We start from the raw sequence: 25,603 nt of genomic DNA, 5'->3' as shown, positions 1-25,603 counted from the left end.
AGCGTTAACGGGCGGAGACCGCCCTATGCGACGGGCGGGAACAAGCGGCATTCAGTCAAGCTGGCAGGACCTTGCGGTCAAGCTGGCAGCGGAAACCGGAATTTGGGTGGTACCACGTGAGCGCAGCTCTCGTCCCATGTTGGACGGGGGCTTTTTGTGTTTTTAAGAAAAAAGGAGGATCAGGCAATGACGGACAAAAAAACGTTTTACCTAACGACGCCGATTTATTATCCAAGCGACAATCTTCATATCGGGCACGCCTATACGACGGTGGCCGGGGATGCGATGTCCCGCTACAAGAGGCTGCGCGGCTACGATGTCTGGTTTTTGACCGGTACGGACGAGCATGGGCAAAAAATCGAGCGCAAGGCGCAGGAAAAAAACAAAACGCCGCTTCAGTTTGTTGATGATATTGTCGTTGGCATCCAGAGCTTGTGGAATAAGCTTGAAATCTCAAATGATGATTTTATCCGCACGACGGAGGATCGCCACAAAGCATCAGTCGAAAAAATATTCCAGCGCTTGCTGGAGCAGGACGATATCTATAAGGGCGAATATGAAGGCTGGTATTGTACGCCGTGCGAATCCTTTTTTCTGGAGCGCCAGCTGGACCAGGGCAATTGTCCGGACTGCGGCAGGCCCGTGGAGCTGGTTAAAGAGGAAAGCTATTTTTTCCGGATGAGCAAATATGCCGACCGTCTGCTTAAGCATTATGAAGAAAATCCCGGTTTTATCCAGCCAGAATCCCGCAAAAACGAAATGATCAACAATTTTATCAAACCCGGACTAGAGGATCTGGCCGTTTCGCGGACAACCTTCGACTGGGGCATCAAGGTTCCGGGAGATCCCAAACACGTTATTTACGTCTGGATCGACGCGTTGTCCAATTATATTACAGCGCTTGGCTACGGAGCCGATGGAGGAGATGAAAAATACAAAACCTTCTGGCCGGCTGATGTGCATCTGGTAGGCAAGGAAATTGTACGTTTCCATACCATCTATTGGCCAATTATGCTGATGGCGCTTGACCTTCCATTGCCGAAAAAGGTTTTTGCCCATGGCTGGCTGCTCACTAAAGAGGGCAAAATGTCCAAATCCAAAGGAACGGTAATCGATCCCGTTGTGCTTATTGACCGTTACGGCCTGGATGCGCTGAGATATTATTTGCTGCGCGAGGTGCCGTTTGGCGCGGATGGCGCCTTTACGCCGGATAATTTTGTGGAGCGCATCAACTTTGACCTTGCCAACGATTTGGGCAATCTGCTTAATCGCACCGTTGCCATGATCGACAAATATTTTGGCGGGGCAGTGCCTGCTTATGCCGGAGCGGTAACGCCGTTTGACGAATCCTTGGAAAAGCTGGCTGCCCAAACAGTCGCCGAAGTGGAAGCTCATATGGAAAATATGGAGTTTTCCGTGGCGCTTGCGGCATTGTGGCAATTTGTCAGCCGCTGCAACAAATATATTGACGAAACACAGCCGTGGGTATTGGCTAAGGACGAAAGCAAAACAGGCGAGCTTGCATCCGTTATGCATCATCTGGCGGAATCGCTGCGTTATATTTCGGTTCTGCTGCAGCCGTTCCTTACCCATGCGCCGCATGAAATGTGGCGCCAGCTGGGTCTTCAGCAAGGCGAGCTGACAAGCTGGGAAAGCCTGGGCAGCTTTGGCGCTCTCCCGGGAGGTACAAAAGTCAGCAAGGGCGAGCCTCTGTTCCCTCGTCTGGAGATGGAGGAAGAGGTGGCTTTCATCGCTAATTCTATGAAGGGCGGCGCCCCTGCTGCACCTGCGGAAGCCCCCGCTTCTGCCGAAGGCGATGCTCCTGCCGGCGCTTCTGCTGGAGACAGCCCGTCCGAAAAGCCGGAGACCAAGGAAGAAATCGGCATTGACGATTTCGCCAAAGTCGAGCTTCGCGTTGCACAAGTACTTGCCGCAGAGCCGGTGCCAAAAGCCAACAAGCTGCTTAAGCTGCAGCTGGACCTTGGCTATGAACGCCGTCAGGTTGTGTCCGGCATCGCTCAATACTACAAGCCGGAGGATCTTGTTGGCCGCAAAGTCATTTGCGTAACCAATCTTAAGCCGGTCAAGCTGCGCGGCGAATGGTCGCAAGGCATGATTCTGGCGGCATCTCAAGGCGATCAGCTGACTTTGGCTACGGTTCCCGACAGCATGCCAAACGGCGCTATTGTGAAATAAAGCATGGCCGCTTCCTTTTCCGGGAAGCGGTTTTTTTGTTTCTCTTTTACAGACAGTAAAGGTGGGACTCCCTTATAGGTGGAGTTTTCGTTGGAATATTAGGAGAAGTCTCATTTTGTTGATTTAGAAGAAGTCTATTTTTGGTTGACAGGGGGCTGGGCTTGCTTTATAATCCTAAACGTAATAGTAACGATTACTAAAAAGAGAGAGTGGTAGAGACTTATATGTTCAAAAAACGCAATTATCGTCATGTCGCAACTTCGGCAGCATTGTCTTTGCTGCTGTTATTAGCTGCCTGCAGCGGGAATGGAAACGGTACAGGCGGAGTTACGCCTTCTGCTTCGCCAAGCAATGAAGCGGGTTCAGGCTCCGACCAGGCAACGGCTGAGCCTGCCGAACGTCTTAAAGTTGTAACCAGCTTTTATCCGCTCTATTATTTGGCTTCCGAAATCGGCGGCGAGCATGTTGAAGTGAACAATTTGATCGCAGCGGGAATCGAGCCGCATGACTGGACGCCAAAAAGCCAGGATCTAGTTCAGGCTTCCCAGGCCGATCTGTTTCTGTACCATGGCGCGGGACTTGAAGTCTGGATCGATGATTTCCTTAAAGGCGTATCCGGCGACAGTAAAGCAATTGTTGCGGAGGCCAGCACAGGCATTAAGCTGATCAGCGGACAAGAGGATGAGCATAGCCACGAAGAGGAGAGCCATGACCATGACGAAGATGGCCATAGCCACGAGGAAGAGGAGCATGGCGCTGAGGAAGAGCACGGCCATTCCCATGACACCGACCCGCACACATGGGTAAGCCCCAAGTCTGCCCTTGTACTGGCGGCTAATGTAAAGGATAGCCTGGCTAAAGCGGACCCCGATCATGCTTCGGACTATGAAAGCAGCTACGTCTTGTTGAAAGAAAAGCTGGAGTCGCTGGATCAGGCTTATGAGGCTGGTTTGTCAGCCGTTTCGCAAAAAAATCTTGTTGTATCGCACCAGGCGTTTGGATATTTGGCAAGAGACTACGGCTTGAACCAAATCAGCATCATGGGGCTTAGCCCCGATGCCGAGCCAAGAGCGCAGGACATCGCCAAAATCGCCAAATTCGTAAAAGAAAACGGCGTAAAGTACATTTTCTTTGAAGAGCTGGTTTCCGATCAGCTGGCCAACATGCTGGCAAACGAGGCGGGAGTGGATACCATGGTTCTGAATCCGCTGGAGGGCTTGACCAAGGAGCAGGAGCAAGCGGGCACCACCTATCTCGATTTAATGAACAGCAACTTGCAAAATTTGATGAAGGCATTACAATAAAGAAGACGATGAATGGGAGGCGGAGCTGTTATCAGCTCCGTTTTTGTTGCAGGGAGTGAGATATAGATGCCAGACGGGGGCGAAACTATGAATAACGGGGCAAGCTGCCATCGGGAGGTTATAGGCATTCACAATGTTTCCTTTGCCTATGAGCAGAAGCCTGTGCTTTCCGGGGTTAGCTTCAGCGTTAAGGAACGCGATTTTATCGGCTTGATTGGCACAAACGGCGCGGGTAAAACAACGCTGCTGCGTATGATTGCAGGCTTGCACAAGCCGAGCAGCGGAGAAATTACGCTTTTTGGCGAACCAATAGCCAAGTTTAAGGAATGGAACCGCATCGGTTATGTGCCGCAGCGTAACAGCTTTAATCCCCAGTTTCCGGCAACGGTCAAGGAGGTTGTCACCTCCGGGCTGTATGGAAGAGGCATGATTTTTCGCTTTTTGACCAAAGAACATCATACAAAAGTGCTGGACGCCATGGATGCGATGGGCATTTCGGATTTGAAGGACAAAAAAATCGGACAGCTATCAGGCGGGCAGCAGCAGCGTGTATTTCTGGCGAGGGCGCTTGTTAATAGCCCGTCCCTTCTCATTCTGGACGAGCCGACGGTAGGCATCGACGCTGAAACTCAGCAAAGCTTTTTCCATATGATCAAGCATATGCATCAGCATCACAATATGACGTTCCTGATGGTGTCTCATGATATGGAAATGGTGAAGGGCTATCTGGGTCAGCAGCCTGCTTCCAGCTGGGGCAAATTAAATTTTTACATCAAGCATTCGCATGAAACGCAGGATTGTGTGGAGAGCAATCTGGCGCATAGCCTGAAGGGCTTGCGAGAGCAATTGGAGAGCGGGAGAGAGGTTGTTTCGGTTGTTGGAGATACTGGAGCTTGAGTTTTTTCAAAGGGCACTCATAGGCGGGGTGTTTATTGGCATAACCGCACCTCTGATCGGATTGTTTCTGGTTTTGCGGCGCTTGTCCATGATTGGAGACACGTTGTCCCATGTGGCTATAGCGGGCGTGGCGCTAGGGCTTTTGATCGGCTTTTATCCGCTTGCGGCAGGAGTCATATTTGCTATCGCGGCTTCCTTCGCCATCGAAAAGCTGCGCAAGGCCTATAAAACCTACGCCGAGCTGTCGCTTGCTATCATTATGTCCGGCGGCATCGCGCTGGCCTCCATTTTATTTACCTGGGGCAAAAGCTTTTCAATGAACGTCAACAGCTATCTGTTCGGCAGCATCTATACGCTTAGCACAGGAGATTTGTACCTGATTGGCGGGGTTACAATTGCCGTGCTTGTTATTATCGGCTTTCAACTGAAAGAGCTGTTTCTGATGACCTTTGATGAGGAAGCGGCGGCGGTTAGCGGTCTGCCTACCCGGTTTTACAATGTAATGATTAGTGTGCTGACGGCGCTTGTGATCAGCGCAGCGATCAAAATCGTAGGCGCACTGCTGGTATCCGCGCTGCTAACCATTCCAGCGGCCTGCAGTCTGATCGTAGCGCGAAGCTTTCGCCAAAGCGTCATCATTGTTGTTGTTATCGGCGAGCTTGCCGTTATCGCGGGTTTGTTAATAGCCGGCGTATGGAATCTGGCTCCAGGCGGTACGATTGTGCTGCTGCTGATTGCAGTGTTGCTGATTTTGTTAACGCTGCGCAAAGGATTTCGCAGAGCGGGCTGACTTTTGCGTCGGCCCGGCATTCTTTTTGGACAGGAAGGTGAAGAGGAATGAATGAAATCAATTTGTGGCTGGCGCTGGGGGCAGGTTTTGCTTCATTTATATCGCCATGCTGTTTGCCTCTCTATCCGTCTTATCTTTCTTACATAACCGGCATTTCCGTCAGCGAGCTGAAGGAATCCCAAATGGGCAAGCAGAAGCGGTTCATTACGATGAGCCATACGTTTTTCTTTATTTTGGGCTTTAGCACGGTCTATTACACGCTTGCTTACGGAGCTAATATGTTCAGCGAGGTGCTGGTGGAATACAACGAGCTGATCCGCAAGCTGTCCGCTATTCTTATTATTTTGATGGGGCTGTTTCTAATCGGCATTTTTCAACCGGGTTTGCTTATGAAGGAACGCCGCTTTAATCTGATTCCCAAAAAAGCAAGCTATATTAGCTCCTTTATTTTTGGCATCGGCTTTTCAGCGGGATGGACGCCATGCACGGGACCGGTATTGGCCGCGATTCTGGCGCTTGCCGCCTCTCAGCCAGGCACCTGGTTTGGGTTAACGACCGCGTATGCCGTCGGTTTTGCAGTTCCATTTTTTGTACTTGCCTTTTTTCTGGGAACGGCGCGCTGGATTTTGCGCTATTCTTCGATCGTCATGAAGATTGGCGGCGCCATCATGATTGTGATGGGCATTATGCTATTTACGGATCAAATGACGCAAATAACGATATGGCTAAACGGCCTTACGCCAGAGTGGCTGAAGTTTTAATAACGTCTTTACTTAAGTCCTGATAACGTCTTACTGAAGTTTTAATTATGATTATGCTAAAGCTCAAATTACGTCTTCAAGGTTGCAGACGGGCTTCCGCAAGGTGTATGATACTAGGAGTGCCTAGAATAAAGGTGAAGAAGCAAGGTTGGGGGGTTCTAAGGTGCCGACTCCGAGCATGGAAGACTACTTGGAACGCATTTATAAACTGATAGAGGAAAAGGGTTACGCCAGAGTATCGGATATTGCCGAAGGACTGGAGGTTCATCCCTCATCGGTTACGAAAATGATCCAGAAGCTGGACAAGGACAACTATTTGATTTACGAGAAATACCGTGGACTCGTCCTGACCAATAAAGGTAAAAAAATGGGTAAGCGGCTGATGGAGCGACATCATCTGCTGGAGGAATTTTTGACGGCAATCGGCGTGCAGGAGGAAAATATATACAAGGATGTCGAAGGTATCGAGCATCATTTGAGCTGGGACTCCATTACCTGCATTGAAACGCTTGTTGAATTTCTAAAGCGCGACAGCGGCAGAATTCAAGAGCTGAAAGCCATTCGGACCGAGATGGAAAGCGATTAATACCCGATAAGCCCTGAGAATGCCGGTTTCCGGTTACTAGCATTCTTGGGGCTTGTTTTTTAGTTTTCGCTATAATCCATCATTCGGCTAAATGGTGGTAAGATCAGGCACGGCCCACATGGTGGTTTTATTTGGCCGCTGGTAGTTTTGTACGAATAATCGTACAAAGTCTGGGTGTGGCAGTGTGGTCGTGCATGTTTTGTACGAATAATCGTACAAAGTCTGGGGTGTGGCAGTGTGGTCGTGCATGTTTTGTACGAATAATCGTACAAAGACTGGGTGTGGCAGTGTGGTCGTGTATGTTTTTGTACGAATAATCGTACAAAGTCTGGGTGTGGCAGTGTGGTCGTGCATGTTTTGTATGAATAATCGTATAAAGACTGGGTGTGGCAGTTTGTTTTTACATGTTTTGTACGTATAGCCATACAAAATTAGAGAGCAGCGTTCCAGACTACAGATTGGGGCCAGATAAAACTTTGCTGGATACTACATTTACTTGAATAATATTACAAACAAAAAAATCGTCACTCTGTAAATGGAAGTTCCCACGCTTCCATTAACAAAGGACGATTTTTTGTGTAATCAAACGATTGATGAAGGTTCACATCAAGATTGAAAGGATGTAATGGTGTATTTATCTCATCTCATAACTGCTGAAGAAAGAGGTATCCAACTAGCTACTCACTTCCAAAATAGGCATTTCGCCTCGCAAAAAGATCTTTCAGTTGCAAGATAGGTAAAATAAAAAAGGCAGTACGGAAAACTTGCGTTTTCTCGTCCTACCCTTTGACTGCATCCCATATTCGCTGCCCGCCATGACGCCAGTCATCCTCCGCAATGGTAAGCGGACTTTTTGAACGACCACATAAAATGAAGGTTCAAAAAGTTTGGTTTCCAGTGCCAAGAAGATGGGAAGAAGCTAGAAATCGAGGACCGGAGCGTAGTCTAAGCTACGAGAGGACCTCAAATGTTTCTGAAAGAAACATACTTCGTAAGCATTTGCTTATTTCGGCTGAATCCCATATTCGCCGCCCGCCATGACGCCAGTCATGCTCCGCAATGGTAAGCGGACTTTTTGAACTACCTCTCAATGGTATTTGGGGGTTTCGTCGTCGTCCTTGCCACCCTCTATAACCCGGAATGGGACAGTTTTGGAGCGCGGGCGGTCTCTGCGCGTTTTGCTGGATGTCGGCTTCTGGATAACCTGGGCGCGCCCTCCACGCTGTTTTGTAACAAAGGACGGCGGAAACTTGTAGAGCAGAAAAATAGCGCCAAGAATGACAATCGGAAGCCACAAGTTTTTGAGACTAAAAAATAATCCGATAACCAGCAATACCAACAGTACCATCTCAAGAGCCGAAACGCCTTTAACGTTTTTCATGGAATTCACACCTTTCGTTCCAAAAATGGACCACCTGTTTTCACCCGAGCATGGTTTAGCTTGCTTTAATGCCGGCTGATTCTGCCAGCTTGCCATCCAGCTCCAGCATGCGCTTGAAGGAAGCAATGGAAACTTCAACCTGCTCATTGTTAGGCTCTTTGGTGGTCAGCAACTGAAGCCAAAGTCCCGGATAACCAAGGAATCGAAGCACAGGAATATCACGGAGCGCGTTTGTAAAGCGCAGCACCTCATAGGAGATGCCCAATACGACAGGAAGCAGCGCAATCCGGATCAGGATGCGGTCCCACAGACCTTGCCAAACAAAAATGGGCAGGGAATAGAGAACAACGCCAACGATAACTGTAAATACGATAAAGCTGGAGCCGCAGCGATAATGAAGCCTGCTGTACTTTTGTACATTGGCGACCGTTAATTCCTCCCCTGCTTCGTAGGCGCTAATGACCTTATGCTCTGCGCCGTGGTATTGAAACAGGCGCTTGATAAGCGGTGTTAAGGAAATAAAGTAAAGATAACACAGCAATAATATGATTTTTATAAGGCCCTCCAGCAAATTATGACCGATCGAGCTTTCAAATAAGCCTTTAAACAGCATTTCCTCCAACGCCGCCGGAGCAGCGGTAAAAATCAGCTTGCCGAAAATAAACGACAAGACGCCTGCGACCGCTACGCTGACAACCATGCCCAGGCTAAAGCCGCTTTTTTTCTCCGCCTTTGGCGCTTCGACAGGCTTGCTGCCGTTTTTGGCCGCATCTTCTTCGGTTTCGTCCTCTGCATAAGCTTCCATTGAAAAATTCAAATGCTGCGAGCCTTTGGCGCTGGATTCGATTATGCCAACAACGCCCCGCAGAAGCGGTATTTTTTTGAGCGGCTGGACCCAGCTTTTAGTGGTGCGCGGCACTTCATAATATTGGATTTCTTCGTTTTTTCGGCGAACGGCCGTGACGTTGACATGTTTGCCGGCAAACATAACGCCTTCGATAACGGCTTGTCCGCCGTAAATGTTTCGGGATTCCTGAGGCAAGTGCTTGTCACCATCCTAATGTATACGTATTGTTTTCTTCTTATTGTACTTGATATGGCGGAGGTTTGCCAACGGAGAGGGCAAGGAGGCCGGTATGAACGGCGTATCAGCCTGCATTGCCTCATTCAGTTGGCGTGGGCCCATATCACCCGGAATTGTTTGCATTTCAAATGAAGAGCTGTCTGTTTTTGGATTATGAAACGCCTCAAAGCGTCATACTAAAGCGAGAGCGTAAAGCGCGACTGTAAAAAAGCCTGGCTTTTAGTTGCATGAAGACGGGATATAGATGAGGAAGGTGCATTGGTATGAAGGAGCAAAGTGGAGGAGAAGCATTAAAAGGCGGTACAAATCCTTTTGCATACAGCTTGAAGATCGGACTGTTTGCAGGGGTGTTCGGAGGTTTGTTGCGTTGGGCCTTTTATGAAATGAAGTTTACAACCATGGTGCCGGGATATATGCTGGAGCCTTTTTTTCGGCATAACTACCTGCATACGATATGGGGCATCGTTATCGGTTTTGCAGCTTATGTTTTGTTTTCTGCCGCTGCCGCGCTGCTTTATCAGTTTACGATGGGCAAGCTGCGCGGGCCATGGCCGGGTCTTGCTTACGGGGCGGTATGGGGGCTGATTGTTTTTGTGCTGGGCCCGATTTTCGGCATGATGGAAAAAATTAATATCATCGGTTGGAACACCTTGATTACAGAGTTTTGCGTTTTTCTTATATGGGGGTTGTTTATCGGTTATTCCATCGCCTTTGAGTTTACGGACGAGGCCTCTCGCGAGCCAATGGGCGCGAAGTAATAGTTGCTGCTTCTCAAGGTGCTGCCATTTGTGGTAAAATGTCTAATGATTCGGGGAGAGGTTGAACGGAGGAAGACTGGGAGGGGCAAGTGTGAACAAAATCGCAGTTTTAAACGGGCCCAACTTGAATATGCTTGGCATCCGGGAACCTGGCGTATACGGAAGCGAAAATCTGGCTTCCATTGAAGCGCTGGTTGCCGCCAGAGCTGACGAGCTGGGGGTAGAGGTGTCCTTCTTCCAGAGCAATCACGAAGGCGAGATGATCGACAGGATTCATGCCGCTTACGGCAAGGAAGACGGGATCATCATCAATCCCGGCGCATGGACGCATTACAGCTATGCTATTCGCGACGCGCTTTCAGCCGTTGCGCTGCCCATAGCGGAGGTGCATTTGTCCAATATCCATAAGCGGGAAGCATTCCGCCATGTATCGGTCGTAGCTCCTGTCGCTGTGGGACAAATCGCCGGCTTTGGAGCGCATGGCTATGTGCTGGCGCTGGAGGCGCTGTACTGGCGGCTTCAGGAATAATCCGGCTTTTAAGGAGAGACTGAGAATGACGATGGAACGAGTGGAAAAGCTGCGCTCGGCAATGAACGAAGCGGGAATTGAGGCCTTGCTGCTTGGAAGCCAGTACAACCGGCAATACATAAGCGGATTTTCGGGTTCATCCGGGTATGTGCTGATTACAGGATCAAAAAGCATTTTGTTGACCGATTTCAGGTACACGGTGCAGGCGGCAAGCCAGGCGGCCGGTTTTGAAATTGTGGAGCATGGCACAAGCCCGCTGCAAAACGTGCTTGAATTGTTGAAAGGCGAAGGGTTGTCCAGTCTTGCTTTTGAGCAGGATCATGTGACCTACGCCGAATATCTTTCCTGGAGCAAAACGCTGGAGGGCATAAAGCTTGTCCCTGCCGCCGGTCTCGTTGAAAATCTGCGGATGTTCAAGGACGAAGCGGAGCTGGCAATTATGCAGGAGGCGGCTGTATTGGCTGACCGTACCTTCAAGCATATTTGCGGAATTATTGCCCCAGGCATTTCCGAAAACGATGTAGCGCTTGAGATGGAAGTGTTTATGCGCAGCAATGGCGCAACGAGCTCCTCCTTTGATACAATCGTGGCATCAGGCGAACGCTCCGCGCTGCCTCATGGCGTAGCCAGCGATCGCATTATTGGCAACAACGAATTTGTTAAGCTTGATTTTGGCGCCTATTACAAGGGCTATTGCTCCGATATAACTCGTACTGTAGTTGTTGGAAAGCTAACCGACAAGCATCTTGAAATTTACAGCATCGTGCTGGAAGCGCAGCTTCATGCGCTGGAACATATCAAGCCTGGCATGACGGGCATGGAAGCCGACGCGCTTGCGCGCGACGTCATCGCCAAGTATGGATATGGCGACCATTTTGGCCACAGCACCGGTCACGGCCTTGGCATGGAAGTGCACGAAGCGCCGCGGCTGTCACGGCTTAGCGACACGATTTTAACCCCCGGCATGGTCGTAACTGTGGAGCCCGGCATTTACCTTCCCGGCTTTGGCGGCGTAAGGATTGAGGACGACGTCGTTATTACGGAATCCGGTATTAAAATATTAACCTCATCCCCGAAGGAGCTTATCACTCTGGGATAGGAATCATCACTCAGGAGGGAATCAGCAATGATTTCAGTTAACGATTTCAAGACAGGCTTGACCGTGCAAGTAGACAACGATATTTTTACCGTACTGGATTTCCAGCACGTTAAACCAGGCAAGGGAGCCGCGTTTGTCCGCTCCAAGCTGAAAAACCTGCGCAACGGCAACGTTGTGGAAAAAACCTTCCGCGCAGGCGAAACAATCGGCCGCGCCTTGATCGAAAACCGCGCCGTGCAATACCTGTACAACTCCGGTTCTGAATATTCCTTTATGGATAATGAGACGTTTGACCAATTTTCGCTGGACAAAAAACAGCTGGAATGGGAAGTTAATTTCCTGAAGGAAAACATGACGGTGAACATTACTAGCTATCAAGGCGAAATTCTGGGCATTCAATTGCCAAACAGCGTTGAGCTGGCTGTTACGGAAACCGAGCCGGGCGTTAAAGGCAATACGGCTCAAGGCGCAACAAAATTCGCAAAAGTGGAAACGGGCCTGAACGTTCAAGTTCCATTGTTTATCAATGAAGGCGATGTTTTGCTGATCGACACGCGCGAAGGCAAATACATTTCCCGCGCGTAGTATTTCTTTGAAAGCCGTCCGATACTCTCGGGCGGTTTTTTTTGTTGCGAGTCTGCATTTGATCTATACCCAAGTCAAGCATAATTGTGATATAATACGATCTTGTATGTATATGTCAGGGCTTAGGGAGTGAGACCGCTTTGTCTTTGATCGTGATGAAGTTTGGCGGCAGTTCTGTAGGGACGCCGGAAAGAATGGAAAGAGTTGCAAAACGTATTATTGATCGTCAGTCGGAAGGCCACGATATCATTGTAGTCGTGTCTGCCATGGGAGATACGACGGATGACCTGATCGATCAATCCAAAAAGCTGAATCCCAATCCGCCGGCGCGGGAGATGGATATGCTGCTCACCGTCGGCGAACAAATATCGATTGCGCTGTTGTCCATGACGATTCATGGATTAGGCGGAAAAGCCATGTCGTTTACCGGCTGGCAAGCTGGCATCCAGACAGATCAGGTGCACGGTAAGGCCAAAATTAGCGATATTGATCCGCAGAAGCTTCGCCAGGCGCTCGCGGACGGCAATGTTGCCGTTGTTGCGGGCTTTCAGGGAAGCGACGAAAACGGACAAATTACGACGCTGGGACGAGGCGGCTCCGATACGACGGCTGTTGCGCTGGCGGCGGCGATCAAGGCTGATCTTTGCGAAATTTACACCGATGTGGACGGCATTTACACCACCGATCCCCGCATCGTTAAAAATGCGCGCAAGCTGAATGAAATTTCCTATGATGAAATGCTTGAGCTGGCTCATCTTGGTGCGGCCGTTCTTCACCCGCGCGCAGTGGAATACGCCAAGCATTACAATGTAAAGCTTGTTGTGCGTTCCAGCTTTACCCAAAATGAAGGGACCATTGTGAAGGAGGAAGCAAATATGGAGCAGGGAGTCGTGGTTAGCGGAATTGCTTTTGAAAAAAACGTGGCCAGAATCAGTATTATGGGCGTAGAGGATGAGCCCGGGGTATTGGCGCATGTATTCGGCGCGCTTGCGGACCGCAGCGTCAACGTTGATATTATCGTGCAAAGCGGCGTTGAAGGCGGCAAAGCCGATTTTTCCTTTACAGTGTCCGGCGATGACCGTGAAAAGGCTATTGCAACAATCGAATCCATTCGCGAAACCGTGCCTTACCGTGAAACAACCTCGGAGGACGGCCTGGTGAAGGTTTCCATCGTTGGCGCCGGCATGGTCAGCAATCACGGTGTTGCGGCTACCATGTTTGAAACGATCTCCAATCTGGATGTCAGCATCAAAATGGTCAGTACTTCTGAAATCAAGGTATCCTGCGTCATTGCTTCGGAAAAGCTGAACGAGGTTGTTATTGCGCTTCATACCGTTTACGGTCTTGATGCCTCTGAGCAAGCTTTTGTCGGCGGTCCGTCTGAACGCAGATAAAGAGAGAGTTCTTTATTCATATGGAATGAAGCAATGCCCCCTGACTTCCAACTGGAAGCGCAGGGGGCATTTTTGTTGTGCTGCAGGGCGTATATGCAAAACTGCTTGAACAGCTTCGGGTTTGCATATACACCCTAGCAAAGGGGGGCAGCTGTCTGCGCAATCGTTCCCGGCAAACGCTGGATCAAGCTGCCGCCGTTTAAGTAGGGTACAGCTTGAAGCACGTTTATTTGACTGCAGCTGACAATATCCTCGCGTTGCCCTAGTCGCAGCAGCTTTTTACCGGTTTGGCTTTGGGCCAGCGTTTCCATAATGACGTTTGCTTTGTTCCGATACAGAGCTTCCATGGCTGAACCAAAGTCATCCACCTGCAGCATGCCTGAGCGATCATGCTGACGCAGGCAATGAACCAGCAATCCGGCGCATAAGCCATCCTCCAGCGCAAAGCTGTCCCGGCTTCCCGCACACAGGATAACAACATCGCGTCTAAGCTCCCATGCAAGCTGCGCGCATGCTTCGGCGTTCAGTAGGCTGGCGGCAATGATGTGGTCGGCTCTCATGGCTTTGCATAAAGCTCTGGTGCCGTTGGAGGTTGTCAAAATAATCCGTTTGCCCTCGATTTGCTTCCCTCTGTATTGCCCCGGCGAGTTGCCGTAGGAAAATCCCGAAATTTGTCGGCAAAAGCGGTCCCCGCCAGCAAGATCCCCCTCCTTTGTCAATTGTTTGGCATCCTGAACCGTTTCGGCCGGAATAACGCAGGACGCCCCCGCAGCCAAAGCTGTTGCAATCGTTGTTGTCGCGCGCAGGACATCAACCACAATGGCCGTTCGGTGTTGAAGCTTGCCGGAGCAGGCTTCATTAACGCTGGAAATAACCTCGACCTGCATGTCCCGATTCCCCATTTCTTCTTCTGCTTATACATTATATGCCGGGGCCGTCCGTCATGTGTCCGTCATGAAATTAGGACAAGGCCGCATATAGATGGAGAAAGGGGAAAAGGGCGGGAGGGATGGAATTGCTGAGCAAAATCGTATTGGGCATGGCAATGCTTAGGCTGCTGTCGGGCAGTATGGAAATTGCGGCGGCGCTATTGATGCTCAGGTTTAACAATATCGAAAAGGCGCTGATCGTAAATTCGTCCTTGGCGCTAGTGGGACCGCTTATTCTCATCGCTACAACAACAATTGGACTTGTTGGCTTATCGGACAAGCTGTCTCCCTCCAAGTTTGCTTGGGTTGCGATCGGCGTGGTTTGTTTGATGATCGGCATCCTGAAAAAATAGGGTCAGAGATTCAAGCAAACGAATCTGAATCAACTCTATCAAATGGCTCTCTATAGACATACTTTTGCAAGACAAGCATACATATGTAACGTCAAAGGACAAACCGCCGGGAGTGATGAACATATGCTGACAAACGTATTTCAGCTGCTGCCGCTGGACATTCGCAGTTTGCTTGAGAGAATGCCGCAGGAGCCGCTGGAGAGTCTGGAGGAAATACGTATCAGGGAGGATCGTCCGCTTGAAATATCGTGCGGCGGCGAATCCCGTTTCGTCGCTGCGGACGGTTGTCTGGTCCAGGAGCCGGACGGCGCTTACAGGCCTTCTGCCGAGCATTGCCGCAAGCTTCTGGAAAAAATAACAAACTATTCGCTTTACGCTATGGAAGAAGAGCTTCGGCGGGGCTATATTACGGTAGCCGGCGGACATCGCATCGGACTTGCGGGACGAACCATTCTGGAAGGCGGCGCGGTTCGGGGCATTCGGGATATCGGAGGTTTCAACATTCGGATTGCCCGGGAAAGAATCGGCGCTGCCTCCTTCCTTATGCCAAAGCTGATGGACCGCAATCGCGACAGAGTGTTTTCGAGTCTTCTGCTGGCCCCGCCGCAGCAAGGAAAAACAACGCTGGTCCGTGATATTGCCCGATCATTGAGCTATGGCTTCTGGAAGGGCGGTGATACAGGCCGCCGAAGGGGAAGGAAGGTCGGCATTGTGGACGAGCGTTCCGAAATCGCTGCTTGCGTCAGGGGAGTGCCTACCTTCGATGTTGGCCCGCGAAGCGACGTCATGGACGCTTGTCCTAAAGCAGAAGGGATGATGATGCTTCTCCGCTCCATGTCGCCTGAAGTGCTTATTGCGGACGAGATCGGGCGGCCCGAGGACGGGGCAGCCATTACGGAGGCCAGCCATGCGGGCGTTAGCGTTATTGCCACGGCCCATGCCTTCGACCTGAGCGATGCCAGGGGGCGGCCGGAGCTTAAAAAGCTGCTTGAGCAAGGAGCATTTTCACAAATCGTGGAATTGCGGCGCACCCGGGAAGGCGTCATGCATCGCGTTATTCAGCTTCAAATGAGGGGAAGCCCGCAGGGGAGCCTGGACTCTGGCAACGGCTGGAGCAGCCTCGCCGGAGAACAGCTGATGCGGGCAGGTACACCATGATCAAGCTGCTGGGCGCCGTCCTGATCCTGGTTGCGGGCACGCTCATTGGCTTTCAGCAGGCTTCTAGATTTGCAGAGCGTCCCCGGCAGCTAAGATCCGCAGCCCACGCGCTAAAGCGGCTGGAAACCGAAATCAGCTATGGCCACACGCCGCTTCCGGACGCGCTCGCCCGCACAGCCGCTGCTTCGCCGGAGCCGATTGCCGCTATTTTAAGAAAGGCTGCACAGGGCATTAGCAGTGCGGAGGGGCTTTCTTTTCAGGAAAGCTGGGAAAATGCGGTTGCCGAGGAGTGGCGAAATACGGTGATGACCGGAGGCGAGCGGGCAGTTTGGCTGAGGCTGGGTACAACGCTGGGGATTAGCGACAAGGAGGATCAAAGCAAGCATCTCAAGCTGGCCTTGTCGCAGTTAAAGTCAGAAGAGGAAAATGCAAGAGACGATCAGGCGAGATATGAAAAAATGTGGAAAAGCCTAGGCGTGCTGCTCGCTGTGCTGATCGTCATTTTGATGGTGTAAGAGGGTGCCCTGCTTATGAATATCGACGTTAGCGCCATCTTCCAAATTGCCGGAATCGGCATCATTATCGCAATGATCCATTCGGTGCTGAAGCAGATGGGCAAGGAGGATATGGCGCATTGGGTAACGGTAATCGGATTTGTTGTTGTCCTGTTTATGGTGGTGCGGCTGCTTAACGAGCTTTTTCAGGAGATCAAGACGATTTTTCTGTTTCAGTAGGTGAATGCGGTGGACATGATTCAAATCGTCGGACTTGGCTTGATGGCGACTGTGCTGATCCTGGTGGTCCGGGAGCAAAAGCCGATGTTTGCTTTTCTTCTGGCGGCATTTACCGGCTTATTCATTTTCCTGTACGTGATCGGAAAAATCGAATCGATCATAACGGTATTGGAGGATTTGGCAAACCGCTCCGGCATACCTTCCATCTATCTCAAGACGGTGTTGAAAATAATCGGAATTGCCTATATTGCAGAGTTCGGAGCACAAATTGTCAGAGACGCGGGGCAAGAAAGCATCGCATCCAAAATCGAATTTGCCGGCAAGGTGTTTATTCTCGTCATGGCGATACCGATCATCAGCGTTATAGTTGAAACGGTAATCGGCCTGCTGCCGGCGGGGAGCTGAATATGATGAGGGAAGCCCGCACGGAGCGGGAGAGAACCAGACTGCTGCTGATTCTCTTGTTCACCGCTTTCCTGCTCCAATGGGCGACGGTCGTTAATGCAGCGCCTTCCGGACAAAGCGTTGAATCGGATAAACGAGAGCTGCTGCAGGAGCTGTCGGGTGAGCAATTGACGGAGCTGGGCACTGACGGCGTGGAGCAGTATTGGGAAGGACTGCGGAAGACATATGGGGGTTATTTTCCGGAGGGACAGGTCCCGGCTTTGTCCGACATGCTGCTGCCAGGGGGGGGCATCGGTCTTGGCGACAGCTTGACGGCGCTGCTGCGATTTATGTGGCATGAGGTGTTGTATAACGGAGAATTGCTGGTAACGATTGTCATGCTTGCGGTGTTCAGCATGGTGCTGGAAAATCTGCAGTCCGCCTTCGAGCGAAACACCACCAGCAAGGTCGCTTACGCCATCACTTATATGGTGCTTCTGATCATCGCCGTCAATAGCTTTAATGTAGCGATCGGATATGCAAGAGACGCCATTACCGGGATGATCTCCTTTATGCTGGCGATGGTTCCTTTACTTCTCACGCTGCTGGCGTCGATGGGGAGTCTGGTAACCGTTTCGGTGCTTCATCCGCTTATTATTTTTATGATTCATGCGGTGGGCACGGCTATTTATATGTTTGTTTTCCCGCTGCTGTTTTTTTCGGCGGTCCTGCATATTGCCAGCGCGCTAAGCGATAAATTCAAGGTTACAAACCTGGCTAACTTGTTGAGATCGGTAGCAGTTGGCGCGCTTGGCGTTTTGGTCACCATTTTTCTTGGGGTCATCTCCGTTCAAGGAGCGACGGGCGCGGTTACGGACGGGGTAACGCTCAGAACGGCTAAATTCGTTACAGGCAACTTTGTGCCGGTGGTGGGGCGAATGTTTTCCGATGCGGCGGATACCGTCATCTCCGCGTCGATGCTGGCCAAAAACGCCGTTGGGCTTGCGGGCGTCATTATTTTGCTTTTTCTAAGCGCTTTTCCCGCAATCAAAATATTGACCCTGGCATTGATCTATCATCTCTCGGCTGCGGTGATGCAGCCGCTTGGTGAATCGCCCATTGCCAAATGCCTGCAAACGATCGGCAAAACGATGATTTACGTCTTTGCTTCGCTTGCAGCGGTAAGCCTGATGTTTTTTCTGGCTGTAACGATCATTTTAACGGCGGGAAACGCGGCATTGATGGTTCGATGAAAAATGCGTAGACGTGCAGTTGAAAAGGAGGTGAGCTGAATGTGATCGGTTGGTTAAGCCAGTGGCTGCGCGATATTGTCGCCGTTATTCTGCTGGCCGCTATCGTGGAGCTGCTGCTGCCGAACAAGGCAATGCAGCGGTATGCCAGACTGGTGGTAGGGCTCATTATTCTGCTCACGATCCTGTCTCCCGTGCTCAGGCTGCTGCAAGAGGATATAGGAGGCAGGCTGGAAGCTGGCATTATGCTATGGGACGAGCGGGCCATTCAGAAAAAAACGGGAATGCCAAGCTTGGAGGAAATTACGCAAAAGGCCGCAATGCTGCAGGAGCAACGCAACATCGAAGCGGCCAGAATGGCACAAAAAGCAATGGAAGACGATATATCGGAGCTGTTGGCGGTTGAGGCGAATCTGGATGTTGAAAAGGTGGATGTCGATCTGGAATGGAAGCCGGGAGAAAACGGAAAAGGCCCTGCAGTCGGCAAGGTGACGATTACGCTGGCTGCTCCAGCCAAAGCAAAACCTCGAAATGAGGCAGGCAGCATTGTGCCGGTCGAACCGGTTTCCGTTTCCGTCAAGGTTGAGCCAGTCAAGGATGCGGAGGGCAAAACGCAGCTGCGGGGCGGTGAAGCCGAGAAATACGTATGGCTCAAGGAACAGGATTTGCCTGAGGTATGGCAAATGCTGCGGCAAGTGTGGGGCATCAGACGGGGAAGCATCGAGGTGCGCCGGATAAATGAGGAGAGCGTTTGAAGCAAGGGAATCCGGGGAAGGGGACTGGCGGAATGGCAAAATGGCTGGAAGGGCTGGAGGCGGCGTTTGGCGGAGGGCCGGGCGGCCCAAAACGGGTGAAAACGTTGCGTATTCTGCTTATTTTGGGCGGAATCGGGGCTGCCCTCATGCTGTTAAACTCCTTTTTGCCCTATAAGGATGTGGAGCCATCGGCACAGGACCCCAGTCAGCTGCCTCAGGTTGCGGAAACCTGGAATAGCAACGGAGCATCGGCGACGCCTTTTGAGGGCATCGAACGGACGCTTGAAATCAGGCTGAAGGAAATTTTGGAGAAAATTGTGGGAGTCGGGAGCGTGGATGTTCTGGTAACGGTTGAATCGACGGAAGAAGTGGTGGTGGAGCGCAATAAGCAGGAAACGCAGTCCACAACCGATGAAAATGACAAAAACGGCGGAACAAGGCATATGACCTCCGTCAGCAGGGACGGGCAGGTCGTGTTATATGAGGTTTCAGGAGAACAGAAGCCGATTGTTGTAAAAACGATCAGCCCGCGCATTCGCGGTATTCTGATTGTCGCCAAGGGCTCGGAGAATGTAACCGTGCGGCGGCTGATCGTCAATGCAGTGGAGAAGGGGCTAAGCGTTCCGGTCAATCGCATATCGGTTGTACCGAGCAAACAATAATTTTTTGAAAAATAGGGAGGCTGTGTTGACATGAATACAAAAAAACAAACGGTATGGCTGGTATCGATGCTGAGCTTGATGGTGGTGCTGTCCGCTTATTACTTGTTCACTCAGGATCTGGACGATGCCGATAAACTGACGGAATCGGGAACCCCGGTTCAAAATGTAACGGAAGCAACAGGCGAAGGCGGCTTGGTTGTGAACGGAGAGGCGGCTAACGGAGAGGAACTGGCAGCCCGCAATCAGGAAGTTCTGGAGCAGCTGGAACGCGAAGGCTTTGTAGCCGGCGGTTTGTTCAGCGAACTGCTTGCTAAACGAGAGCTGCAAAACAAAGCGGAAGAGGAGCGGATTATGGCCATTATCGCCGATGTATCCAACGATGTCGAAGCCGCAACCGCCGCTTGGAGCGAGATGGATCAACTGGAGGACAAAAACTCCCGCATTCAGGAACTGGAGTCCGCACTGATGGAGCAATACAAGATGGCGCTGATTTCACAGGAAAATGACCGTTACAAAGTTGTGGTGACCAGCCAAAAGCTGGAGAAAAGCGAAGCGGCCGGCATTATCGAGCAGGTGCTGAAAGGGCTTGAGGTCAAACCAAGCCAGGTGACCGTGCAGTACGTGCAAGAGCCGTAACCCCGGACAGAATCGCTGCTTCTCAAACCGGGCGTTAAATAACGCAAAGCTCCGGCTGCTAAAAGGTTAACTCCTTAAGCATCCGGAGCTTTTGCCATTTCCAAAGAGGGGTTGCGCCGGGCTATAAACGCTGATATCCCTTCTCTTGCGGGCCTTGAACGGAGTTTGAATAAAAATGGTTCGTGTTCACGGAGGTTTGTGTTATAATACTAAACGTTATGTGAAGAAGAGGAGTGATTACGTCCATGTTCAAATTGAGCGAGATCAAAGAATTGATCAAATTGGTTGATCAATCATCTCTCCAAGAGGTCGAAATTGAAAATGAAGGGGCTCGCCTGCTTATTCGCAAGCCGGGCAAAACCGAAGTTGTAAGCGTACAAGCAGCTCCAATCACGCATACATATCCGTCAGCGGGTCTGACTTCCGTTCCACAGCAACCGGCTCTTCAGCAGACGGGACAAGCAGAGGCCGGAGAGCCTGCGGCGCCAGCCAAAACCCCTGCAGCGGATTTGCACCCAATCGTTTCGCCAATGGTAGGCACGTTCTACAGCTCGCCTTCCCCTGACGCCAAGCCGTTTGTGGGCATTGGCGATCGCGTAAACAGCAAAACGGTTGTATGCATATTGGAAGCCATGAAACTTATGAATGAGCTGGAAGCCGAAATTAACGGCGAGATCGTGGAAGTTCTTGTAAGCAACGGCCAACTGGTGGAATACGGACAGCCGCTCTTCCTGGTCAAAGCAGACTGATTTATTTTCTGTCCCGGCTTGGGAAAACTGTTTGTTGAAAGGGGTTCCTGCGTGAAATTCCAGAAAATATTAATCGCTAACCGCGGTGAAATCGCGGTGCGGATCATACGGGCTTGCCGCGAGCTCGGCATTGGCACGGTTGCAGTATATTCCGAGGCAGACCGTGATTCCTTGCATGTACGACTCGCTGACGAAGCGTATTGCATCGGTCCAACGGCCTCGAAGGACAGCTATTTGAATTTGACCAACATTATGAGCATCGCTACCATTACGGAATGCGACGCCATTCATCCCGGCTATGGCTTTTTGGCCGAAAATGCTGATTTTGCGGAGATTTGCGAATCCTGCAATATCACGTTTATCGGGCCGTCGCCCGAAGCGATCAGCAAGATGGGCGACAAAGCCGTCGCCAAATTGACGATGAAAGAAGCCAACGTTCCCGTTATTCCCGGCTCCGACGGCCTTGTCGAGGACCTGGACGAAGCGATCGAGGTTGCTCGCGCTATCGGCTACCCTGTCATTATTAAAGCGACGGCGGGCGGCGGAGGCAAGGGAATACGCATCGCGGAGGATGAGGATTCCCTGATCAGCCAGATTACAACGGCTCAGCAGGAAGCGCAAAAGGCGTTTGGCAATGCCGGCGTTTATCTTGAAAAATATTTGACCGGCATGAAGCATGTTGAAATTCAGATCATGGCGGACAAGCATGGCAATGCCGTACATCTGTTTGAACGTGATTGCTCCGTTCAGCGCAGACGTCAGAAGCTTGTAGAGGAAGCGCCTTGTCCGGTGCTGACCCCCGAGCTGCGGGATAGCATGGGCCAGGCTGCCGTAAGAGCGGCTTTGGCTGTTCAATATGCTGGCGCCGGAACACTTGAGTTTTTGCTCGGGCAAGACGGTCAGTTTTATTTTATGGAAATGAATACCCGGATTCAGGTTGAGCATCCTGTAACGGAAATGATTACGAATGTGGATCTCATCAAGGAAATGATCAGCGTGGCGGAGGGCAATCCGCTTTCCATCAAGCAAGAGGACATTTCCATTAACGGCTGGTCCATTGAATGCCGGATCAATGCGGAGGATCCTGAGCGCGGCTTTATGCCTTCGGCCGGCAATATTCCGTTTTATTTGCCGCCTGGCGGGATCGGCGTCCGCGTCGATAGCGCTGTATACCCTGGGTACACCATTTCGCCGCATTATGATTCCATGATCGCCAAGCTGATTGTTTGGGCTCCGACCCGCGAGGAAGCTATTGCGCGTATGAAGAGGGCTCTTGCGGAATTTGCGATTGATGGCATCCGCACGACGATTCCTTTCCATTTGCGGCTGTTGAACCATCCCAAATTTGTGGAAGGCGATTTCGACATCAAATTCCTGGAAGAAAATGATGTGTATGCTTCTGCTGAAGGCGCAGGATAAGGCTCGTTTTGGATTTTGCGGCTTGTCAGGCATAGTTTGTCATAATTTCGGCAGGATGTTATAGTATAGAAATAAGATGCGGATCAAGGCTTGGCTTGATGTCAAGCGCACGCAACTTTAGGGAGGTGTAGAACGCGCATGAGTACAATTGCTGCGGATTACGAGAAAACGGAGATTGGCACGATTCAGATTGCACCTGAGGTTATTGAAGTCATTGCCGGTTTGGCTACTGTTGAAGTGGATGGCGTAGCCGGCATGAGCGGCGGTTTTGCAGGAGGCATCGCCGAGCTGCTGGGCCGCAAAAACTTGTCCAAGGGTGTCAAGGTTGAAGTAGGTCAACGCGAGGCGGCGGTAGACGTATCCATTATTGTTGAATATGGAAACAAGATTCCCGAAGTCGCATCCGAAATTCAACGCAACGTCAAACGCTCCATTGAAATGATGACAGGTTTGCATGTTGTTGAAGTGAACGTCCATATCCATGATGTCTATTTTAAGCCTGCCGAGAAGATTGAAGAAGACGATAACGCAAACCGCGTCAAGTAAAAAAATAGCTTTATTCTGTACAACCCCCTCGTGATTGGGCAGGGCATGCCGCTTAAGCGCAGGGGGTTTTCATTCGGTTTTGCAGGAGGAATGGGTCTATTGATGAGAGTAGTGGACAAGCTGCTGTTGTTCCTATACAGTCTGGCTATTGGCGTCGTATCGGTTTTTATGATCTGCCTTGGTTTTGGCTGGATTACAAAGTCGCTGCTTAGCAATTGGCTGACTCAATTTTACGAATTCAAATCCATAGCTTTTGCGTTCGGAATCGCAGGGATTATTCTGCTGTTGATCAGTTTCCGCTTCTTTATCGTGTCGCTGAGCCGTGGCGCGGCCAACGCGCAATCCATCGATCAGCGAACAGAGTTCGGCGATATCCGCATTTCCATTGAAACCATCGAAAACCTGGCGTTGAAGGCTGCTTCCAGACAACGCGGCGTCAAGGAATTGCGTGCGCGCGTGCGCGCGACCGACGCGGGACTTGAAATTGTGCTGCGCGCGGTAATTGACGGGGAAAATCAGATTCCGGTGCTGACGGAGGAAATTCAACGCGCGGTCAAAGAGCATGTTGAGGATATAACGGGCATACCGGTTATCAACGTTGCTGTATTTGTCGCTAACGTCGTTTCGGCTGGCGCATTCAAGAGCCGTGTAGAATAGAGGTGGATGGTCCCATGTGGAGGGAGTTCTGGAACACCTATTGGAGGCGCCTGACGGGTGTCGCCGCTGGGTTAGGGCTAAGCATTGTTTATTTGGCATTTGGCTTTTGGGACATGCTATTTGTTGCCCTTATCGTTTTTACTTGTTACTGGTATGCCAAAAGAAAAGAAACCTCAAACGAACCGGTTATCCCGTGGCAGCGATTATGGGATGGCATAATGGAGCGATTCCGTCCATTTCGTTAATACTGTGGTCTCCTCCGTATTCCGGATTTGTGACAGCCGCTAATTCGGAACAGGGAGGAGATCATCGTTTTTTTATGATAAGTTCAACTAATGAGTGTTGGCAGGGGGGGAGGCCGCCGTGAGGAGGGTTCTTCCGATCGCAGTTGTTTCCAGATTTCCTTTTTTCTATAAGATCTAATGTTGGAATCCGGAAACACAAGCGAGCGCTTGAAACGTTCTGAAAGAACGTACATCGTAAGCATATGCTTTTCTCCAGAACCATTCACACTCTGGCCAAGTCCTGAAGTATCTTTAGTTCAACTTATCTAGGTTTATAATTTTGTAGAATCGGATGTGTGTACAGATGAAGCGTAGGTTGGCGAGAGAAATAGCGATATCCAGCCTGTATCAAATGGAAATGAATGAAGTTTCGGCCTCTGATGCCGTTGATATGCTGATGGATGAATTGCAAGAGGAAAACGAGATTGGAGCCGATCCCAAGGAAGCAGGGGGAACGGCGGATTTTGCCCGGGAGCTGGTGCATGGCGTTATGGAATCCAGACAAGCCATTGACGGCATGCTGCAGCAATATTTGACGGGCTGGCAAGTGGACCGTTTGTCGCGCGTCGACCGTCAAGTGCTCAGACTGGCTTGCTACGAAATGGTATTTCGCAACGATGTGCCGCCAAAAGCAGCTATTAACGAGGCGATTGATCTCGCCAAACATTTTGGCACGGATGAATCCGGCAAGTTTGTAAACGGGGTGCTTGGCAAGCTGCTTCAAGAAATTGATGAATTAAAAGCTTAAGGCGGAGTATCCCGCCTTTTGTTGTCTAAATGCGCTGAAATAGAGTTCCATTAGTTCAAATGATAAAAGATTCATCAATCGTTAGCCTAACTTCCAAGAGGGGATGTTGTTCATGAGCTCATTAATTATTGACGGAAAACAGATTTCTGCTGAAATTCGCAACGAGCTGCTTCAAGAGGTTGCTTCGCTGAAGGAACAAAACGTTGTTCCCGGCCTTGCTGTCGTGCTGGTGGGAGAAGATCCCGCCTCCAAGGTATACGTCGGCTCCAAGGAAAAGGCTTGCCAGCAGCTCGGCATTTACTCGGAAGTACATAAGCTCGCTGCGGACACGACGGAGGAAGAATTGCTGGCCCTGATCGGAAAGCTGAACAGTCAAGCCAGCATTAACGGTATTCTGGTGCAGCTGCCGCTTCCTGGACATATTAACGAAAAAGCGGTCATCGACGCAATCAGCGTTGAAAAGGATGTTGACGGCTTCCACCCGCAAAGCGTAGGCAATCTCAGCATCGGCGACGACAGCCTGCTGCCTTGTACGCCGGCCGGCGTGATTGAGCTTATCAAGCGCAGCGGCACATCCATAAGCGGCAAACATGCCGTTGTTATCGGACGCAGCAATATTGTGGGCAAGCCTGTAGCGATGCTTCTGCTGCGGGAGCACGCAACGGTGACGATTTGCCACTCACGTACCGCCAATATGGAAGAGCTTGCGCGCTCCGCCGATATTCTGGTTGTTGCTATCGGTAAAGCAAAAGCCATTGGAAAAAGCTATGTTAAGCCCGGCGCAGTCGTTATTGATGTTGGTATTAACCGTCTTCCGGACGGGAAGCTGGCAGGCGATGTCGATTATGAGGATTGTCTGGGAACAGCGGGAGCGATAACTCCGGTGCCCGGCGGAGTGGGCCCGATGACTATCACCATGCTGATGAAAAATACAGTTAAAGCAGCAAAAAGGGCACACGGAATCGAGGTGTAGAG

General features: G+C 50.7%; 30 protein-coding genes. 27 read left to right on the top strand and 3 right to left on the bottom strand.

The genetic code is table 11. The annotated features are described in order from the left end of the window. The first annotated feature begins 186 nt into the window (after positions 1 to 186). The 6 genes from metG to mntR all read left to right on the top strand — a co-directional run bounded on the left by metG (position 187) and on the right by mntR (position 6,534). The gene (gene metG, locus A7K91_RS22000; protein WP_068686634.1) at positions 187 to 2,196 is read left to right on the top strand and encodes a methionine--tRNA ligase; all 2,010 of its coding nucleotides are present in this window, start codon (positions 187 to 189) and stop codon (positions 2,194 to 2,196) included. 224 nt (positions 2,197 to 2,420) lie between these two features. Then, positions 2,421 to 3,500, top strand: coding sequence for a metal ABC transporter solute-binding protein, Zn/Mn family (locus A7K91_RS21995; protein ID WP_068686633.1), 1,080 nt, complete (start codon positions 2,421 to 2,423; stop codon positions 3,498 to 3,500). A gap of 87 nt (positions 3,501 to 3,587) precedes the next feature. Then, a complete protein-coding gene (locus tag A7K91_RS21990; protein ID WP_082967687.1) occupies positions 3,588 to 4,397 on the top strand; it encodes a metal ABC transporter ATP-binding protein in 810 nt (269 codons plus the stop codon). Continuing rightward, positions 4,378 to 5,187 (top strand): metal ABC transporter permease, encoded by an 810-nt coding sequence (locus tag A7K91_RS21985; RefSeq protein WP_068686738.1) that lies wholly within the window; start codon positions 4,378 to 4,380, stop codon positions 5,185 to 5,187. The genes A7K91_RS21990 and A7K91_RS21985 overlap by 20 nt, the downstream gene beginning before the upstream one ends. 47 nt (positions 5,188 to 5,234) lie before the next feature. Continuing rightward, complete coding sequence (locus A7K91_RS21980) at positions 5,235 to 5,948, top strand: cytochrome c biogenesis CcdA family protein (protein WP_068686631.1); 714 nt, start codon at positions 5,235 to 5,237, stop codon at positions 5,946 to 5,948. A gap of 163 nt (positions 5,949 to 6,111) precedes the next feature. Next, the gene (mntR, locus tag A7K91_RS21975; protein WP_068686630.1) at positions 6,112 to 6,534 is read left to right on the top strand and encodes a transcriptional regulator MntR; all 423 of its coding nucleotides are present in this window, start codon (positions 6,112 to 6,114) and stop codon (positions 6,532 to 6,534) included. 1,087 nt (positions 6,535 to 7,621) lie between these two features. Here mntR and A7K91_RS21970 read toward each other — a convergent pair. Then, on the bottom strand, positions 7,622 to 7,915 hold the full coding sequence (locus A7K91_RS21970) for a hypothetical protein (protein ID WP_245697749.1): 294 nt from the start codon (positions 7,913 to 7,915) through the stop codon (positions 7,622 to 7,624). 55 nt (positions 7,916 to 7,970) lie between these two features. Then, positions 7,971 to 8,957: a DUF1385 domain-containing protein gene (locus A7K91_RS21965; RefSeq protein ID WP_068686629.1), complete on the bottom strand. Its 987-nt coding sequence runs from the start codon at positions 8,955 to 8,957 to the stop codon at positions 7,971 to 7,973. A gap of 305 nt (positions 8,958 to 9,262) precedes the next feature. On the opposite strand from A7K91_RS21965, the gene A7K91_RS21960 reads away from it, so the two are divergent. The 5 genes from A7K91_RS21960 to A7K91_RS21940 all read left to right on the top strand — a co-directional run bounded on the left by A7K91_RS21960 (position 9,263) and on the right by A7K91_RS21940 (position 13,364). Beyond that, positions 9,263 to 9,757 carry a YqhR family membrane protein gene (locus A7K91_RS21960; protein ID WP_068686628.1) on the top strand — a complete coding sequence of 165 codons (495 nt, stop codon included), beginning with the start codon at positions 9,263 to 9,265 and terminating at the stop codon, positions 9,755 to 9,757. A gap of 91 nt (positions 9,758 to 9,848) precedes the next feature. Then, on the top strand, positions 9,849 to 10,286 hold the full coding sequence (aroQ, locus tag A7K91_RS21955) for a type II 3-dehydroquinate dehydratase (RefSeq protein WP_068686627.1): 438 nt from the start codon (positions 9,849 to 9,851) through the stop codon (positions 10,284 to 10,286). Positions 10,287 to 10,311: 25 nt separating this feature from the next. Beyond that, positions 10,312 to 11,385 (top strand): M24 family metallopeptidase, encoded by a 1,074-nt coding sequence (locus tag A7K91_RS21950; RefSeq protein ID WP_068686626.1) that lies wholly within the window; start codon positions 10,312 to 10,314, stop codon positions 11,383 to 11,385. Positions 11,386 to 11,412: 27 nt separating this feature from the next. Beyond that, positions 11,413 to 11,970 (top strand): elongation factor P, encoded by a 558-nt coding sequence (gene efp / locus A7K91_RS21945; protein WP_068686625.1) that lies wholly within the window; start codon positions 11,413 to 11,415, stop codon positions 11,968 to 11,970. A 140-nt stretch (positions 11,971 to 12,110) separates the two neighbouring features. After that, a complete protein-coding gene (locus A7K91_RS21940) occupies positions 12,111 to 13,364 on the top strand; it encodes an aspartate kinase (RefSeq protein ID WP_068686624.1) in 1,254 nt (417 codons plus the stop codon). 134 nt (positions 13,365 to 13,498) lie between these two features. On the opposite strand, the gene A7K91_RS21935 is transcribed toward A7K91_RS21940, so the two are convergent. Beyond that, complete coding sequence (locus tag A7K91_RS21935) at positions 13,499 to 14,266, bottom strand: 2-phosphosulfolactate phosphatase (protein ID WP_245697747.1); 768 nt, start codon at positions 14,264 to 14,266, stop codon at positions 13,499 to 13,501. 107 nt (positions 14,267 to 14,373) lie between these two features. Between A7K91_RS21935 and A7K91_RS21930 the strand changes: the two genes are divergently transcribed. The 16 genes from A7K91_RS21930 (at position 14,374) to folD (ending at position 25,601) form a co-directional block, all read left to right on the top strand. After that, positions 14,374 to 14,646, top strand: coding sequence for a YqhV family protein (locus tag A7K91_RS21930; RefSeq protein ID WP_068686622.1), 273 nt, complete (start codon positions 14,374 to 14,376; stop codon positions 14,644 to 14,646). A gap of 123 nt (positions 14,647 to 14,769) precedes the next feature. After that, a complete protein-coding gene (gene spoIIIAA / locus A7K91_RS21925) occupies positions 14,770 to 15,804 on the top strand; it encodes a stage III sporulation protein AA (protein ID WP_082967670.1) in 1,035 nt (344 codons plus the stop codon). Continuing rightward, entirely contained in the window at positions 15,801 to 16,319 is a 519-nt protein-coding gene (gene spoIIIAB, locus A7K91_RS21920; RefSeq protein ID WP_068686621.1) for a stage III sporulation protein SpoIIIAB, read from the top strand. The genes spoIIIAA and spoIIIAB overlap by 4 nt, the downstream gene beginning before the upstream one ends. Before the next feature lie 15 nt (positions 16,320 to 16,334). Next, a complete protein-coding gene (spoIIIAC, locus tag A7K91_RS21915) occupies positions 16,335 to 16,538 on the top strand; it encodes a stage III sporulation protein AC (RefSeq protein ID WP_068686620.1) in 204 nt (67 codons plus the stop codon). Between the two features lie 9 nt (positions 16,539 to 16,547). Continuing rightward, positions 16,548 to 16,943, top strand: a complete 396-nt coding sequence (spoIIIAD, locus tag A7K91_RS21910; RefSeq protein WP_068686736.1) for a stage III sporulation protein AD — start codon at positions 16,548 to 16,550, stop codon at positions 16,941 to 16,943. Between the two features lie 2 nt (positions 16,944 to 16,945). Next, positions 16,946 to 18,175: a stage III sporulation protein AE gene (spoIIIAE, locus tag A7K91_RS21905; protein ID WP_425415669.1), complete on the top strand. Its 1,230-nt coding sequence runs from the start codon at positions 16,946 to 16,948 to the stop codon at positions 18,173 to 18,175. Between the two features lie 41 nt (positions 18,176 to 18,216). Further along, entirely contained in the window at positions 18,217 to 18,927 is a 711-nt protein-coding gene (gene spoIIIAF, locus A7K91_RS21900) for a stage III sporulation protein AF (protein WP_068686619.1), read from the top strand. 32 nt (positions 18,928 to 18,959) lie between these two features. After that, on the top strand, positions 18,960 to 19,589 hold the full coding sequence (spoIIIAG, locus tag A7K91_RS21895; RefSeq protein ID WP_068686734.1) for a stage III sporulation protein AG: 630 nt from the start codon (positions 18,960 to 18,962) through the stop codon (positions 19,587 to 19,589). 30 nt (positions 19,590 to 19,619) lie between these two features. Beyond that, positions 19,620 to 20,225, top strand: coding sequence for a SpoIIIAH-like family protein (locus A7K91_RS21890; RefSeq protein ID WP_068686618.1), 606 nt, complete (start codon positions 19,620 to 19,622; stop codon positions 20,223 to 20,225). Positions 20,226 to 20,470: 245 nt separating this feature from the next. Then, a complete protein-coding gene (gene accB, locus A7K91_RS21885) occupies positions 20,471 to 20,974 on the top strand; it encodes an acetyl-CoA carboxylase biotin carboxyl carrier protein (RefSeq protein ID WP_068686617.1) in 504 nt (167 codons plus the stop codon). A 51-nt stretch (positions 20,975 to 21,025) separates the two neighbouring features. After that, positions 21,026 to 22,393: an acetyl-CoA carboxylase biotin carboxylase subunit gene (accC, locus tag A7K91_RS21880; RefSeq protein ID WP_068686616.1), complete on the top strand. Its 1,368-nt coding sequence runs from the start codon at positions 21,026 to 21,028 to the stop codon at positions 22,391 to 22,393. A 138-nt stretch (positions 22,394 to 22,531) separates the two neighbouring features. Further along, on the top strand, positions 22,532 to 22,939 hold the full coding sequence (locus tag A7K91_RS21875) for an Asp23/Gls24 family envelope stress response protein (protein ID WP_068686615.1): 408 nt from the start codon (positions 22,532 to 22,534) through the stop codon (positions 22,937 to 22,939). A gap of 99 nt (positions 22,940 to 23,038) precedes the next feature. Next, positions 23,039 to 23,596: an alkaline shock response membrane anchor protein AmaP gene (gene amaP, locus A7K91_RS21870; protein ID WP_068686614.1), complete on the top strand. Its 558-nt coding sequence runs from the start codon at positions 23,039 to 23,041 to the stop codon at positions 23,594 to 23,596. 14 nt (positions 23,597 to 23,610) lie between these two features. Next, positions 23,611 to 23,841: a DUF2273 domain-containing protein gene (locus A7K91_RS21865; RefSeq protein WP_068686613.1), complete on the top strand. Its 231-nt coding sequence runs from the start codon at positions 23,611 to 23,613 to the stop codon at positions 23,839 to 23,841. 343 nt (positions 23,842 to 24,184) lie between these two features. Further along, the gene (nusB, locus tag A7K91_RS21860; protein ID WP_068686612.1) at positions 24,185 to 24,628 is read left to right on the top strand and encodes a transcription antitermination factor NusB; all 444 of its coding nucleotides are present in this window, start codon (positions 24,185 to 24,187) and stop codon (positions 24,626 to 24,628) included. 112 nt (positions 24,629 to 24,740) lie between these two features. After that, entirely contained in the window at positions 24,741 to 25,601 is an 861-nt protein-coding gene (gene folD / locus A7K91_RS21855) for a bifunctional methylenetetrahydrofolate dehydrogenase/methenyltetrahydrofolate cyclohydrolase FolD (RefSeq protein ID WP_068686611.1), read from the top strand. The last annotated feature ends 2 nt before the right edge of the window (positions 25,602 to 25,603 follow it).

The sequence above is a fragment of the Paenibacillus oryzae genome, from assembly GCF_001675045.1.
Classification (GTDB): Bacteria; Bacillota; Bacilli; order Paenibacillales; family Paenibacillaceae; genus Pristimantibacillus; species Pristimantibacillus oryzae.
The sequence above is the reverse complement of the archived record's forward strand: the minus strand, read 5'-3'. Positions and strand labels throughout refer to the sequence as shown.